Genomic DNA, 15,408 nt, shown 5'->3' on the forward strand with positions numbered 1-15,408 from the left:
CATGATTCCTCCTCTATCTCTTCATTAATTTATGATTTTAATAATCTCACAAAATCGTGAATTTGCAACAAGCCTTCTTCTTTGGTGTGCTCATTTTGCAGCAAAGGAATACTTTCTTCTATTTTACGTACAATCGCGCTCCCGACAACAACGCCATCACAAATTTTTGAGAACTCCCTAACCTGTTCAGCACTTGATATACCAAAGCCAATCGCAACGGGCAAATCACTAAGTTCTTTGACGGACTTGATAAATGACTCAAGCCCTTCATGGAAAGTAGCTCTCTCTCCCGTGACTCCCAGCGAGGATACACAATATATAAATCCACGAGCTTTGGATAATATGACAGCAATACGATCTTCAGATGTTGGGGCAACCAACGGAACAAGTCTGACACCTGTTGCATCAGCTAGCGCAAGTACTTCTCCTGATTCCTCCACTGGCAGATCAGGAATAATTAGACCACTAATACCTGCTTGCTGCATGGAGGAGAAAAACTGTTCTAATCCCATCTGTAGGACAGGATTATAATAAGTGAATAATACAAATGGCATATTTACACCACGGGCTCGGGCCTCACCTGCAACCTTGAAGCAGGTCTCTATTGTAATCTTACGAACCAGAGCACGTTCTGAAGCCCGCTGAATCACTGGACCATCGGCAAGTGGATCTGAGTATGGTACACCCAATTCAACAATATCAGCGCCTGCTTGTTCCAAAGCTACGATAATATCTACCGTCGTGTCGGGATCGGGATCACCTACTGTAATAAATGGAATGAATGCCGTTCTCCCTGCTTCTTGAAGACGTACAAACGTTTCATCCAACAAGTTCGAGGTTATCACGCTCATAGTATATCCCCACCCTCTGTATAAGCCATAATCGAATCCACATCTTTATCTCCACGCCCTGATAGGCAAATGACTATAAGTTCATCACGATTCATATGTGGAGCTAATTTAACTACTTGAGCTACAGCATGTGCAGATTCCAGTGCAGGGATAATCCCTTCCGTCCGACTGAGCAGTTGAAGTGCATCCAACGCCTCTTTATCCGTAATTGGATAATATTTAGCGCGTTCTATATCTTTTAAGTAAGAATGTTCCGGTCCGATTCCTGGATAATCCAGTCCCGCTGAAATAGAATGTGCTGGCATGACTTGACCATGGGCGTCTTGTAGGAGATAACTAAGTGAACCTTGGAACACCCCTTTAGTCCCTTTCGTCATTGTTGCCGCATGAAACTCTGTATCTACCCCTCTGCCTGCCGCTTCTACACCAACCATTTGAACATCGGTGTCCTCCACGAAAGGATAAAACATCCCGATAGCATTGCTTCCTCCACCAACAGCTGCTACCAGCATATTGGGAAGTCTTCCTTCAGCTTCTAATATTTGACGACGTGTCTCATCGCCAATTACACGTTGAAAGTTACGGACCATCATCGGATATGGATGAGGACCAGTAGCCGAGCCAAGAATATAAAAAGTATCCTGTACGTTGCTGACCCAATAACGAAGTGCCTCATTGCAGGCGTCCTTCAAGGTCCGAGTACCGGACATGACAGGAACTACTTCCGCACCGAGCAATTTCATCCGGAACACATTCAATTGCTGGCGTTTCGTATCTTCTTCACCCATAAATACTTTGCACTCAAGTCCAAGTAAAGCAGCTACTGTTGCCGTAGCAACACCGTGTTGACCGGCCCCTGTCTCCGCGATTACTTTGTTCTTGCCCATTCGCTTAGCCAGAATTCCTTGACCAATCGCGTTATTGATTTTGTGCGCTCCCGTATGATTCAAGTCTTCACGTTTTAAATATATTTTTGCACCGCCCAAGTGCTCCGTTAAACGTTCAGCATAATACAACGGCGTTTCCCGCCCGCTATATTGCTTCAACAAATAACTAATCTCTGCTTGGAATTCTGCATCATCTTGAAAATGTCGGTAAGATTTCTCCAGTTCAATGAGTGCATTCATCAATGTTTCTGGTACATACCGTCCGCCAAAAGGGCCGAAACGACCGTGTTCATCAGGTACTTGCGTCATAACCCTTTCACCCTCTCTACAAATGCTGTTATTTTCGTTATATCCTTGACTCCATCGCTCTCTACTCCGCTAGAAACATCAACACCGTCAGGTGCTATAGTATCAATTAATTCACTTACATTACCGGCATGAAGACCTCCGGCCACTAAACATGGAATGCCTTGATTCTTGGCCCACGTTTGGTAAGGTGTCGCTAAATACCAGGGGAATGTTATACCCGAACCACCACCATAATGGGGATCATAAGTATCAAGCAACAAGCCATCCAACACTCCATTATATCGCTCAAGTAGCTCTTCTACTCGAATTGATTCGTCATCTCGAACAGAGAATGCCTTATATATTTTGAGGCCAAAAAGTTCCCTTGCTTCACGGCAAAATTCTGGACTCTCCGATCCATGTAATTGAAGTACATTGAGTGGAACCTCAGCAAGCAGACTTTGGAGTTCCTCTAAGGTTGGATTTACGAACACACCAACGCTCTGTGGATTGCTGTCTAATGTCCATTCATTCAGAACAGATAACAGCTCAGCAGCCTGGGAGCTAGTTACTTGACGCTTGCTCCTAGCAAACACAAATCCAACATAATCGAGAGGTAAGTTTATCATAGATTTTAGCACTTCAACGGACTGAAGTCCACAAATTTTTACGGCAACATCACTCATTTGTGTAGCTCCCTCCACTAGAAGCATTCTTTGATACGGCCACTTTAGGATGTCCCATTAACTCATAAACTGCCTGATCTACCTGCTCCTTACGCATAAATATCTCGCCGATGAGCAGCCCCTTTGCTCCATTTGCTGCAAGATACTCCACATCCTCGCGCGTTACGATCCCACTTTCACTGATCAGTGTGATACTCGATGGCACAAGCTCTGCCAGAGCAGCCGTTGTCTCAAGTGAAGTCTCGAAGGTCCGTAAATTACGATTGTTGATCCCGATCATTTGCGCCGTTCCTATGCTAAGTACTCTCTCTAGCTCCTCGCGATCATGAACTTCTAGCAGTGAGTCAAGTCCAAGTGAATCAGCAATCTTTATATAATTACTAAGCTGCGAGTCACTCAGTATCGCTGCGATGAGCAGTACGGCATCTCCTCCAAGCAACCGTGCCTCATAAATCTGACGCTCATCAATTATAAAATCCTTTCGTAGTAGTGGCACGCTAACAGCTTCACGAATGGCCGTCAAATAAGAACCACTGCCCTGAAAATAGATCTCATCCGTTAGCACGGAAATGCAATCCGTACCTGCCTCCTCATATCCTATAGCAAGCTTCACTGGATCAAAGTCTGCTCTGATTAAGCCTTTTGATGGCGAAGCCTTCTTCACTTCGGCAATGAGGCCAAGCTCACGCTTGCGACCTACAGTGAGCGCTTTATGAAATCCACGAGTCGGCGGAAGCTCCGCAACTCTTTGCTCAGCTTGCGCTATCGAAAAAGTTGCTGCTAACAACTCAACTTCTTGTTTCTTTGTCTCAACAATGCGATCAAGATACATAACTGATGTCCCCCGTTGTTTGAATGAGCTGTTCTAACTTGCTAAGTGCATTGCCAGAATCGATTGATTCTGCAGCAATTGCTACCCCTTCACGAATGTCTTTGGCGATCCCTGCTACATAGATGCAAGCTCCAGCATTTGCGAGTACTACATCTCGATATGCACCCTTTTGGCCTTGCAGTACACGTCTTATAATGTCTGCGTTTGTTACCGGATCTCCACCAATCATATCAGCTAATTGATATGTGCCAAGTCCAAGATCACTAGGGTGTAGATCGTAAGTAACTACCTCTCCATTTTTCAACTCAGATACACGTGTTGGCGAAGAGATACTTATCTCATCTAGCCCTTCTTGACTTGTTACAACAAGTGCTCGTTTGGATCCTAACTCACGTAACACCTCGGCGATCGTCTCTGTTTTGTTACGATCATAGATACCGAGCACCTGACGGTCAGCACCTGCCGGATTAGTCAGTGGTCCAAGCATATTAAATACTGTACGTATTCCAAGTTCCTTACGTGGGGCTGCCGCATACTTCATCGAAGGATGATACAGCTGTGCAAATAAGAAGCAGATACCGATATCATTCAGGCAGCGTTCCGCTTGTTCGGCATTCAGATGAATATTTACACCAAGCGCTTCAAGTACATCTGCACTTCCAGCTCGGCCTGAAGCAGAACGATTCCCGTGCTTAGCTACCCGTACAGACACCGAAGCTGCGACGATAGCAGATGTAGTGGAGATATTAAACTTATGAATACCAGATCCACCTGTTCCACATGTGTCGAGTAATTGTCTGGTATCTGTATGCAAACGACTTGAATGGGAGCGCATCGCTTCAGCAAATCCGGTAATCTCATCCACCGTCTCACCTTTAATACGTAGTGCAGCAAGTAATCCCCCAATTTGTGCCGAAGTTGACTCTCCATTCATAATGGATCCCATAATGTTACGTGCCTCTTCACGCCCTAAGTTCTCACCCAATATTAATCGACTAAGACCATTTTGTACCGGATGTACTAAATTCATCATCGTTTACTCCCTTCTTATCTCACAGCATTTCGCTGAAATTTGTGCCCTGAAATATTTTTCGATCTCATCGGCTTTCTGAACTATATTCATACAAGTAATCCTGATTAAGGACGGAATCACTATGGGTTTTTGTTGGGAACATAAATTCCGCCGTTCGGATTGCTTTTAATAGTGCTTTTGCTTTGTTACATGATTCCTCGTACTCATTCTCTGGGATAGAATCCCAAACAATACCGCCTCCGGCTTGCACATATGCCTTACCTTGCTTAAAGACGATAGTTCGAATCGTAATGCAAGAGTCCATATTACCGGAGAAACCAAGATAACCAATAGCACCCGCATAGGTACCACGCGCTTCACGTTCTAGTTCTGCAATAATCTCCATAGCTCGTAGTTTCGGTGCACCAGATACGGTACCAGCCGGGAGACAAGATAGAAAAGCATCAAAGAAATCCTTATCATCCCGAAGCTTGCCGGAGACCTTAGAAACCATATGCATGACATGCGAGTAACGCTCAATTTCCATGTATGACTCGCATTTCACACTGCCAAACTCTGATACTCGGCCTATATCATTTCGACCTAGATCAACGAGCATCAAATGTTCCGCGCGCTCCTTCTCGTCCTTCAGCAAGTCTACTTCCAATTGCTGATCTTCTTGCTCTGTTGCCCCGCGTGGACGGGTTCCGGCAATCGGGCGTGTCTCCACTCGTTCGCCTTCAACCTTCACTAACGCTTCTGGTGATGTTCCAACGATGATCTCATCATCCAGTTTGAGATAATACATATAGGGTGATGGGTTCATCGTGCGAAGAACACGATACACATGCAGAGGATCTACTTCGGTCTCAATATGGAATCGTTGGGACAATACCACCTGAAATATGTCACCAGCAGCGATATATTCCTTACCCTTCTCCACGTTGGCGATGAACTGTTCTTTGGTCAAATTGGAGCGGACATCCCCAAGTTCTACATCAGCTGGAAGTGGGCGGCGGTTAAAACTCTCACTCGGTCCTTCCTGTTGCAAAAGATCAGCAATTTCATCCAACTTTTGCTCCGCCAGTTCATATGATCTAGCGATATCCTCGTCACGGTCCCCTTCTTTGACATGAACATTCGCCACGAGCAACAAGTGTTGCTTCACATGGTCAAATACAATCACTTGATCACAAAACATGAACTGAATATCCTTTAAATTCATATCATCCACTTGATGAGCTGGTAGTTTCTCATAATATTGCAGAAGATCGTATCCGAAGAAACCAATCGCGCCTCCAGTAAATGGTGGTAGTTCAGCCAGTTTAGGGCTACGATAACTCCGCAGGATCGCTTTGAGCGCTTCAACAGGCTTACCTGGTAAACTCTGTTGTTTACCTTCACGCTCCATGACAACCTCGCCCTTCTTAGCCGACACCATCATAAATGGATCGGTACCGATGAACGAATACCGTGCCCACTGAATGCCACCTTCTACACTTTCAAGCAAAAATGCTCTGTCTCTTTGAGCGATTCGACGGAAAATCCGAATCGGGGTTTCCATATCGGCGAGCAATGTACGGACGATGGGAATCAAATTATACTCTTTAGCTAAGGCAATGGTTTGTTCCAGTCGCGGGGTTGCCATGTCTTTCACTTCCTTTTCATCAATTAGTTTGTTTTTGTGGTGAGATGAACGTAACTACGAGAAATATTTGGGCTTTCGATCGCTGTTATCCTCAGATTTCTTGAATTTATGCCGCGATTAGCGGATGAAATCCGAGGATAAAGGCGAACGCTTCCGCTTCTCCAGCTCCAAATTTTCTCTTCGTTACTTCCTCACCACGGTTGGTATATAGCACACAAAAAAACCTCTACCGAAGTAGAGGTTGATGGTTGGATTTGCAGTTCATCTGACAGCCCTATTGTTAAATAGCGTAATACAAATAAATTCGATGGGATACATGTAGTCCTAAAGATACACTACACCTATAAAAGGAAGTCGAATCTTCCTCTAACCCAAAATTCGAATTTCATGTAACGCTAAATAAACCAGGTCTATCCTCAGCTCAACTCTGCTCATCTCAACTAAATACTCAGCTCTACTCGTCTCAAAACATCTCAAAAACTAAATTACTTAAAAAATTATAATTTCAATATAACCTATGCTACCGTAGTTTGGCAACTCCCAGTTTATTCGTGATACTTATTGACCGGAGGCGCTCAAATCTGGACGTAAACTCTTCGCTTCATTCTGATATACGTGTTTCATTTCCCGTTGACTCTTCGTGGTATTCGTCTGAATGAGCAGCCGTATACACATCGGCAGACCACCTTTAACAGGAATTTCTGTAGAACACATTAATGGAACCATATCCCACCCATTCAACACGCGAATGGCTCTTGCGGGAAAAGTCGCATCTAGATCTGGAGTCACAGTAATCCATACACTACAGATATCCTCAGGATCTATCTCATTTCGCTCCACAATCTCCTTCAATAGGATGGCCGTTGCCTGAAGAATATCCTGTTCTTCATTGCGGGTTACCGTCGTCGCCCCGCGAATTCCTCGGTTATACATGCTGCCCCTCCTCTTTCAGCTCCTGGATCACATGGCGTACATCATCTGCTGTAACATCATTTACGATTTCAACTTCCCCTATGCTAATGGGAAGTACATAGATGATTTGATTTTCCTTAAACTTCTTGTCATGCATCATAGCCGCAATGATATCATCCTCGTTCATTTGAGATGGTATCGTTGTAGGCAAACCGAATCGTTCAAATAGATCCTTCGTTACTAAATATATAGACTGGTCTCTTCCACGGTTCACAGCGATTTTTGCTGCTGCCACCATTCCAATAGAAATGGCTTCACCATGAAGGAATTGACCATATCCACCGGTCGCTTCCAGCGCATGTCCAAGCGTATGGCCCAAATTAAGGATAGCACGTAGTCCATGTTCGCGTTCATCTGTAGAGACGACCTGGGCTTTGATCGAACATCCCAACGTCAAGCCATAGACTAGACTCTCCGGGTCCAAATCGAGTAGCTTGTCACTTTGATCACGACACCAATCCGTGAAACTCTTATCCCAAATAAGTCCATGCTTTATCATTTCCGATAGACCAGATCGTACATCACGTTCCGGTAAAGTCTGTAAGGTATCTACATCGTAGAGTACCATTTCAGGTTGATGGAATGCACCAATCATATTTTTAGCCAATCGATGATTAACCGCCACTTTACCACCAACGCTGCTATCATGCGCTAGAATCGTTGTTGGTATCTGTACGAACTTCACTCCGCGCATGTAGGATGCAGCCACAAATCCTGCCAAATCACCAACCACTCCGCCGCCAAGAGCAATGACCACAGAATGACGATCAAGACCACCTTCGATTGCGGTTGTCATGATTTCTTCAAATACTTCTAGTGACTTCGACTTCTCACCGGCTTTAACAACCTTACTTATCGTACGGTAGCCTGAGTTTTGTAATGACGTCTCTAGTTTACTGAGATACAAGGGACCAACATGTTCATCTGTGACAATGAGCAAGGGGCTTTTCTTGGCTAAATTATGGCGTTCAAAATATTCCCCAGTCTCGGCAAGCAGACCACCACCGATATATATCGGATAAGATCGTTCACCCAAATCCACCTGTAAGGTTCTCATTAGTAGTTCTCCAATTGCGACAGGTAGCCCTTCACATTACGGTCTATTTCCTGGATGGAATCTCCGCCGAATTTCTCCATAAATGCTTTAGCTATTTCCCATGCAACAACGTGCTCCATAACCACACTTGCTGCTGGAACCGCACAAGCATCTGAGCGTTCAACTTGCGCCGTGAATGGTTCCTTTGTATCGATATCGATACTTTGTAACGGTTTGTAAAGTGTCGGGATTGGCTTCATAACACCACGGACGACAACAGGCATACCATTGGTCATACCGCCTTCAAAACCGCCTAGACGATTACTTCCCCGATGATAACCTTGTTCCTCGTTATACAGAATCTCATCATGCACTTTCGAACCTGGAAGCGTACCAGCTTCAAATCCGATACCGATCTCTACTCCCTTAAACGCGTTGATCGACATGACCGCTGCAGCAATCCGTCCATCAAGCTTCCGATCGTATTGTACATGGCTGCCAAGGCCGATCGGCACTCCTTCAACAATACACTCTACAATTCCGCCGATGGAGTCCCCATCAGCTTTAATCTGATCGATGTAGGCTTCCATCTTCTTCTCCGTCTCTGCATCTACTACACGAACGGAAGACTGCTCAGTCATAGTTATCAATTCATCAATGGATAGATTATGAGGTGGTGCTTCAATCTCACCAATCCGAATGACCTGCCCAGCAATTTTGATACCAAAATGTTCTAAGAACTGTTTGGCAATAGCGCCAACGGCTACACGAATGGCTGTTTCCCTAGCACTGGAACGTTCCAGTACATTTCGAAGGTCTTTCAAATTATATTTGAGACCGCCATTCAAATCTGCATGTCCCGGACGTGGTCTATGTACCCGGCGCTTCTCTTCATCTGAACCCTCAATCGGCTCAATATTCATAATGTTCTGCCAGTGCTTCCAGTCGTTATTCTCAACCACTAACGCAACCGGTGCTCCCGTTGTATAACCATGACGGACACCGCCGACGATACTAACCGTATCCTTCTCGATCTGCATCCGACGACCTCTGCCATATCCTTTTTGACGACGGGCTACCTCAAAATTAAGCGCCTCAAAGTCAAGCTTCATATTGCTTGGAAGTCCTTCAATAATTGCTGTCAACTGGGGACCGTGCGTCTCCCCTGCCGATAAGTAACGTAAACTCATGATACGTTCCCCCTTTAAACTGTTAAACTGTAAAGAGCTAAAATCCGTTATTTTCTTTGCTCATTATAGTATAGGTCCCTTCCTTTTGACAAGAAGTCACCCAAAGACAGATAACAGATCCCTCTTGTCTCCCATGAGAAATAACAAAAACACGCCACTCCTTCTACCGTAGCAGAGAAGCGACGCGTTCTCATTTATCATCAATATTATAGCCTATCCAGAGGCTGGATGATTATCCAATGTAATACTTCGTTTTATTTCCATTGGCAAATCTTCCAATAGTCCTTGTAATTGCGATTTCTCCAATCCAAGAACTTGAGCACATTCCTGTGGTGTCAGGAATCCACGCTGGTAAGCATCGATCACTTTTCTCTTATCCATGACCAACCCTCCACGGTAGCTTATATTCTCAAGTATTGGAAAAGAAAAGATTGAATATACCGTGGACTTAAGATTTTTTTCGATAGAAAAAAGTTTCTGTTGCCTCGAGACCAAAAACTGCTGGAGAGAAGATTTGCTCTGTGCTACCCACGAACAACACGCCTCCAGGACGCAGCGCTTTTGCGAATTTGTGGTAGAGCCCCTGCTTAGCTTCTTCCGTAAAATAGATCATGACATTACGGCACACAATCAGATCAAAACTTTCCTCGAAAGTGTCGAGTAATAGGTTTTGCTTCTTAAATGTAACCGCCTTTTTCAGGGCACTGTCAATCCGGTACATTGCACCCTCTGAACTAAAATATCGCTTAGCAACTGCGGGAGGCACATCCTTGAGTGAACGTTCCAGATAAAGTCCTTCTGCAGCTTTGCTCAGCGCCCCGTCATCAATATCCGAGGCAAGCAAGTATGTATTACTTAAGAGTCCCAGGTCAGCTAATATCATCGCTAACGTATATGGTTCCTCACCCGTAGAGCAAGCAGCACTCCAAATTCGTAGACGCGATTTAGCAGATGCTACCTCAGGCAGAACTACATCTCTCAGCATTTCCCAGCGGTTCGGATTACGCCAGAACTCAGATACATTGATCGTCATCTTATCCAAAAATTCATAAAACAAAGTCTTATTGTTCATCATCGCACGAAAAAAAGCCTCAAATGTTGTGAAACCATTTTTATTACGCAAAGTGGTTAAGCGACGTTTCATTTGTGCTTCTTTATATTGAGCTAGATCGATGCCCGTACTTTTCTTAATATTTTGGATAAAACCTAAGTAATCCGGATCTGGCATCTCTTCGCTACCCCCACGAAGGGATTGTGTTAATTTCTGACTTATATCCATGGATCAAGATTTTTGGCATATCCGAGGAGTTCATGCGCTTCAAAGAAATTAGCTATTTCCCGTTCCGCGCTTTCTGGTCCATCGGAACCATGTATCAGATTTAATGGGGTATGTGCAGCAAAATCGCCCCGAATTGTTCCTGGTAACGCTTCAGCAACCTTTGTCTTACCAATTACAAGCCTAGACAATGAGATCACATCATCACCTTCCCACACCATGGCAAAAACAGGACCGGAGGTAATAAAATCAACCAATTCACCAAAAAACGGCTTCCCCTCATGCTCCGCATAGTGGAATTGTGCCTGATTCTCTGTTATTTGTACCAGCTTTCCAGCAACCAACTTGAAACCTTTGTCTTCGAAACGACTAATAATTCTGCCAATTAGGCCCCGTTGAACACCATCTGGTTTAACCATCAAAAATGTCCGTTCCATGGTTTGTACCCCTCCCCTAAATTCTAAGCATTATCAATAATAGTACGTGTTCAAAAAGTCAGATTTTCAGCACCGGAAGGCCCGGCTGAATCCAAGATTCGATGTCGAATATGCCTCTTGTCCAACTTCGTGATCAAAAGATGACTTTTTGAACTACCTCTAAATACCTCTTATCCTGGCTAAGAGGATTACTTAGTCTTATCCCGTAGTTTACCAGAAAAAAGAAAGAAGGGTAAGATTCAATAGGAGCGTTTATTTACAAAAAGAGCGATTTCTTTTAGATGTGACCGTGCTTTATTCTCAGGGAGCTCGTCCAGTGCATCCAAAGCCTTTTGAATAAATCGATCAGCGAGTTCCTCTGAGCGTCTAATTCCAGAGCTGGACACAATCATATCAATTGCTTTCGAGACCTCACCTGTACCATCCTCTGCATGAATACCGCTGATTTCACGTAGCAGGTCAGCTCTGAGATCTGCTTCCTGCAAAGCATAAATAACAGGAAGTGTAATATTGCCTTGACGCATATCACTTCCCGGAGGTTTACCGATGCTTTTCTCGGTTCCACAGAGATCAAGCAAATCATCACGAATCTGAAAGGCCATACCTACGTTGTATCCATATCGGTAGAGCAACCAGCTCACCTTTTCTGGAGCTCCCGCTGCCATTGCACCTAGCTGACAACTGATCGCAATGAGCAATGCTGTTTTCCGGCGAATGCGTAGCAAATAATTCCGGACGGTCTGTTCCGTATTAAAAAAGTCGCGAATTTGCTCCATCTCACCTATAGACATTTGTACCAGTGCTTTGGACAGAATGCGGTGGATTTCTGGATTGCTGAGTTCAGTCGCCAAGATTAGGGCTTTGGCATAGATATAATCCCCTGTATACATAGCGATCTTATTATCCCATTTTGCCTTCACCGTTGGCTTACCACGCCGTGTCCCCGCATCGTCAATCACATCGTCATGAACGAGCGATGCAGAGTGAATAAGCTCAAGAGGAACAGCAACATGCTGAAGACGCTGTAAATCATAATTACCAAATTTACCACCAAGTAATACAAAAACGGGACGAAGTCGTTTTCCTCCCGCTTTGAGTAGATGTAATGACGTTTCACTTAGCAGTTCATCATCACCATCGATGCTCCGGTACAACTGACGTTCGATAAAATCCATATCCCTTTTCAGCGCGCCAAAAATATCCATTAATTTCATTGTTTCACCCGTGTCAACGTATTGTCACTCCAAATATTCATCCGGACTTCATGCTGTAAAAGTCCCAGTTCATAAGCATAAGCGAAGTACAATGCCAGCCCCGCCTGTTGCTTATCGTTAAAATCATAGCATAAATTGTTAAAATAATGATGCCAATAATCCGTTGTACCTCCGATTTCACTACAAGCCTCAGCAACTAACGAAGACAGATTGTTCAAACTTTGCTCCTTGCTCACTTTGAAAGCAGAACACACTTCAGCGAGAAACTCCGGATTAGCCTCAGCAAAGCTGCGCTGTACAGTCCAAACTGCAAAGCTCATTCCAAATCCTGTCCAACTTTTCCAGACTTCCCCTAAATCAGTGACGATATAACCATGATCTCGCCAAGAAGCTCGAATTGCATGGTCACCAATCAATAAAGCTGCATCACACTGATCCATCATTTGATCCAAATCAGGTTCACTAACTGAATAGATTGGCTTCACACCATAAGCTTTCTCCATGATAATCTTAAGTAGATTAACAGAAGTCGCAGAAGTATTCGTTAATGCTATGGTACAGTTCATTAATTCCTCTGGAGGCTTGCGTGAGAATAGAAGGATCGAGTTAACGGGCCCATCCGAGCTAACGGACAGTTCTGGGAGTACCAATAACCTTTCCGCCCCCATCCCAAAAGCGAAAGAGGATACTGGTGCGATATCAAGTGATCCCTCAAGTATACCCCGATTTAATATCGCAGGAACCTCTGTGACCAATTCGCTTTTCCGAGATAATGTATTTACATTAAAATAATGATACATAGGCCAGGCGTTGGTGTATTTTATTTTGCCAATGAGGATATTGTCATTCTCTCTGTTGTTCATTATGATCCCCCCATCTGGTAAACAGAGCATGTTCGATTCTTAAACTATCTAGAACCTTGCCCACTAAAAAGGAGACTAGGTCATCTATACTTTTTGGGCCAAAATAAAAAGCTGGCATAGCTGGAATCATCACGATACCCAGCCTGGCGAGCTTCAACATATTTTCCAAATGGATAGCGTGCAGAGGAGTTTCGCGTGGTACTAGCACAAGCGGACGTCTTTCCTTCATCATTACATCCGCCGCACGAGTCAATAGGTTATCTGAGGTTCCGTGGGCTATGGAGGACAATGTCCCCATCGAGCATGGCATTACAACCATCCCCTCTACGAGATAAGAACCACTGGCGATGGAAGCGCCGATATCAGCATTATTATGATAACGATAACTGCCAGGTAGTCCCCCGAATTTCTCCTCAAGCGCCTTGTTTCGATCCGCAATGTTCCAGCCAAGCTCCTCGTTAATTACACGCCAGCCCGCGTTCGTGATGACGATATGCACATGATAGCCAATCCCGAGCAATGTCTCGATCAGCTTCACACCATAGATCGAACCGCTGGCGCCCGTGATTCCGACCACAATCGATTTCCTACTGTGATTGATCTCCATCAATAGTAGCGCACCACCAAATCAATCAAGGTAAAGGAGAAAACTACGATGCTCAGTACGCCATTCATTGTGAAGAAAGCAGTCTGCAGACGACTCAGGTCATCTGGTGATACGATATAGTGCTCATAGAATAAAATTAGATAAGCGATTACCATACCAGCAATATACCAACCGCCTAGATTAGTCATAAGTAAAAGTGCGATAAAGCCTAAAGCAGTAATAATATGGAATACACGAGCAATCTTCAGTGATTTAGCCACTCCAAACCGAACAGGAATGGAATATAAACCCTCTTTGCGATCGAAATCAACATCCTGACAAGAATAAATGATATCAAAACCCGCGATCCAGAACGTAATTGTTATAAAGAATACTATTGCAGTCCAATCCACAACTCCAGTAACCGCGGCCCATGCACCGAGAGGAGCTAGAGCAATCGTAAGCCCAAGTACCACATGACATAACCAAGTGAAACGTTTGGTATAGGAATAAGCTACTAACATGATTACCGCTATGGGAAGCAGTTTGAAAGCCAATGGGTCTAGCATAAAAGCCGCCAAAAACAACATGGCAAAGGAAGCAAGAATAAATAGCAGCACTTCACCAATTTGCAATAGTCCCGCTGGTATAGCTCTATTAGAGGTACGAGGGTTCTTTGCATCACTAACTCTATCAATCAATCGATTCAACCCCATTGCTGCACTACGGGCACCAAACATAGCAAGCAATACCCAACCAATCTGTGCCCACGACGGGAGTTGTTGATGAATGGCGACATTACCAATTAAGGCACCCATAAAAGCAAAAGGCAACGCAAATACCGTATGTTCAAATTTAATCATTTGCAGGAAAATAGCTACTTTTTTATACATCTGGCTTCTCCTTTGTTCCGATATGCAAGGCTGCAATTCCGCCAGTCAAAGGATAAGCCCTAACCTCTTTTAATCCTGTCTCCGTAAAAATTTGCGCTAATACTTCACGCCCTGGAAATTGAGCAAGGGAATCAGGAAGCCACTTATACTGTTCATAGCGTTTTGCAAATAACTTTCCTAGCTTGGGAAGTACCTTTTCGAAGTAAAAATAATAAAGACCTTTGAACGGTTGCCAGGTTGGCTTCGACAACTCTAAGCATACGACCATTCCACCCGGTTTCACAACACGTTTCATTTCGCGTAATACTTGATGGAGATCAGGAACATTACGAAGACCAAAACCAATTGTCGCATAATCGAAAGTATTATCTTCAAACGGTAGGTCCATGGCATTACCCTGAATTAATGTAATATTGTCATTCAAGTTTTGATCGTTGATTTTGTGACGTCCAATCTCTAACATATTCTCGCTAAAATCAAGACCCGTAATATGCCCACCTGAAGTATTAGCCATGCTAATAGTCCAATCACAAGTACCACAACATAAGTCAATAGCATTGTCACCCTGGGACATATTCATCTTAGCCATTGTAAATTTACGCCAAGCCTTATGGCGTCTGAAGCTCAAAATATCATTCATGATATCGTATTTTGGAGCAATACTCTCAAAGACGGAATGAACAAATTGTTCTTTCGGCTTGGTTGTGGACTCATTTTTCATTTGATTAATTCACCTT

Annotated in this window: 17 protein-coding genes; all 17 read right to left on the bottom strand. The window is 44.1% G+C overall.

Annotation, left to right across the window (positions count from 1 at the left end):
* Positions 1 to 29: 29 nt before the first annotated feature.
* Positions 30 to 851: a tryptophan synthase subunit alpha gene (gene trpA, locus IEW05_RS12040; RefSeq protein WP_188538995.1), complete on the bottom strand. Its 822-nt coding sequence runs from the start codon at positions 849 to 851 to the stop codon at positions 30 to 32.
* Positions 848 to 2,047 carry a tryptophan synthase subunit beta gene (gene trpB / locus IEW05_RS12045; RefSeq protein ID WP_188538997.1) on the bottom strand — a complete coding sequence of 400 codons (1,200 nt, stop codon included), beginning with the start codon at positions 2,045 to 2,047 and terminating at the stop codon, positions 848 to 850. Before trpB ends, trpA begins: the two co-directional genes overlap by 4 nt.
* On the bottom strand, positions 2,044 to 2,712 hold the full coding sequence (locus IEW05_RS12050) for a phosphoribosylanthranilate isomerase (RefSeq protein WP_188538999.1): 669 nt from the start codon (positions 2,710 to 2,712) through the stop codon (positions 2,044 to 2,046). Before IEW05_RS12050 ends, trpB begins: the two co-directional genes overlap by 4 nt.
* Complete coding sequence (trpC, locus tag IEW05_RS12055; protein ID WP_188539001.1) at positions 2,705 to 3,544, bottom strand: indole-3-glycerol phosphate synthase TrpC; 840 nt, start codon at positions 3,542 to 3,544, stop codon at positions 2,705 to 2,707. Before trpC ends, IEW05_RS12050 begins: the two co-directional genes overlap by 8 nt.
* Entirely contained in the window at positions 3,534 to 4,574 is a 1,041-nt protein-coding gene (gene trpD, locus IEW05_RS12060; RefSeq protein WP_188540844.1) for an anthranilate phosphoribosyltransferase, read from the bottom strand. The genes trpC and trpD overlap by 11 nt, the downstream gene beginning before the upstream one ends.
* A 67-nt stretch (positions 4,575 to 4,641) precedes the next feature.
* Entirely contained in the window at positions 4,642 to 6,204 is a 1,563-nt protein-coding gene (gene trpE, locus IEW05_RS12065) for an anthranilate synthase component I (protein ID WP_188539003.1), read from the bottom strand.
* A gap of 558 nt (positions 6,205 to 6,762) precedes the next feature.
* Positions 6,763 to 7,137 (bottom strand): chorismate mutase, encoded by a 375-nt coding sequence (gene aroH, locus IEW05_RS12070; protein WP_188539005.1) that lies wholly within the window; start codon positions 7,135 to 7,137, stop codon positions 6,763 to 6,765.
* Positions 7,130 to 8,233, bottom strand: a complete 1,104-nt coding sequence (gene aroB / locus IEW05_RS12075; RefSeq protein WP_188539007.1) for a 3-dehydroquinate synthase — start codon at positions 8,231 to 8,233, stop codon at positions 7,130 to 7,132. Before aroB ends, aroH begins: the two co-directional genes overlap by 8 nt.
* Complete coding sequence (gene aroC, locus IEW05_RS12080) at positions 8,233 to 9,402, bottom strand: chorismate synthase (protein WP_188539009.1); 1,170 nt, start codon at positions 9,400 to 9,402, stop codon at positions 8,233 to 8,235. The genes aroB and aroC overlap by 1 nt, the downstream gene beginning before the upstream one ends.
* 213 nt (positions 9,403 to 9,615) lie before the next feature.
* On the bottom strand, positions 9,616 to 9,783 hold the full coding sequence (locus IEW05_RS12085; RefSeq protein ID WP_188539011.1) for a hypothetical protein: 168 nt from the start codon (positions 9,781 to 9,783) through the stop codon (positions 9,616 to 9,618).
* 67 nt (positions 9,784 to 9,850) lie between these two features.
* Positions 9,851 to 10,630 carry a CheR family methyltransferase gene (locus tag IEW05_RS12090; RefSeq protein WP_188539013.1) on the bottom strand — a complete coding sequence of 260 codons (780 nt, stop codon included), beginning with the start codon at positions 10,628 to 10,630 and terminating at the stop codon, positions 9,851 to 9,853.
* Positions 10,631 to 10,671: 41 nt separating this feature from the next.
* Complete coding sequence (ndk, locus tag IEW05_RS12095) at positions 10,672 to 11,115, bottom strand: nucleoside-diphosphate kinase (protein WP_188539014.1); 444 nt, start codon at positions 11,113 to 11,115, stop codon at positions 10,672 to 10,674.
* Between the two features lie 239 nt (positions 11,116 to 11,354).
* Positions 11,355 to 12,329, bottom strand: coding sequence for a polyprenyl synthetase family protein (locus IEW05_RS12100; RefSeq protein ID WP_188539016.1), 975 nt, complete (start codon positions 12,327 to 12,329; stop codon positions 11,355 to 11,357).
* Positions 12,326 to 13,192, bottom strand: coding sequence for a menaquinone biosynthetic enzyme MqnA/MqnD family protein (locus tag IEW05_RS12105; protein WP_188539018.1), 867 nt, complete (start codon positions 13,190 to 13,192; stop codon positions 12,326 to 12,328). The genes IEW05_RS12100 and IEW05_RS12105 overlap by 4 nt, the downstream gene beginning before the upstream one ends.
* Positions 13,173 to 13,799 carry a UbiX family flavin prenyltransferase gene (locus IEW05_RS12110; protein ID WP_188540845.1) on the bottom strand — a complete coding sequence of 209 codons (627 nt, stop codon included), beginning with the start codon at positions 13,797 to 13,799 and terminating at the stop codon, positions 13,173 to 13,175. The genes IEW05_RS12105 and IEW05_RS12110 overlap by 20 nt, the downstream gene beginning before the upstream one ends.
* Complete coding sequence (locus IEW05_RS12115) at positions 13,799 to 14,671, bottom strand: UbiA-like polyprenyltransferase (RefSeq protein WP_188539020.1); 873 nt, start codon at positions 14,669 to 14,671, stop codon at positions 13,799 to 13,801. The genes IEW05_RS12110 and IEW05_RS12115 overlap by 1 nt, the downstream gene beginning before the upstream one ends.
* Complete coding sequence (locus IEW05_RS12120; protein ID WP_188539022.1) at positions 14,664 to 15,392, bottom strand: demethylmenaquinone methyltransferase; 729 nt, start codon at positions 15,390 to 15,392, stop codon at positions 14,664 to 14,666. The genes IEW05_RS12115 and IEW05_RS12120 overlap by 8 nt, the downstream gene beginning before the upstream one ends.
* Positions 15,393 to 15,408 lie beyond the last annotated feature (16 nt).

Origin of the sequence: Paenibacillus segetis, assembly GCF_014639155.1 — a bacterium.
GTDB classification, from domain to species: domain Bacteria; phylum Bacillota; class Bacilli; order Paenibacillales; family Paenibacillaceae; genus Fontibacillus; species Fontibacillus segetis.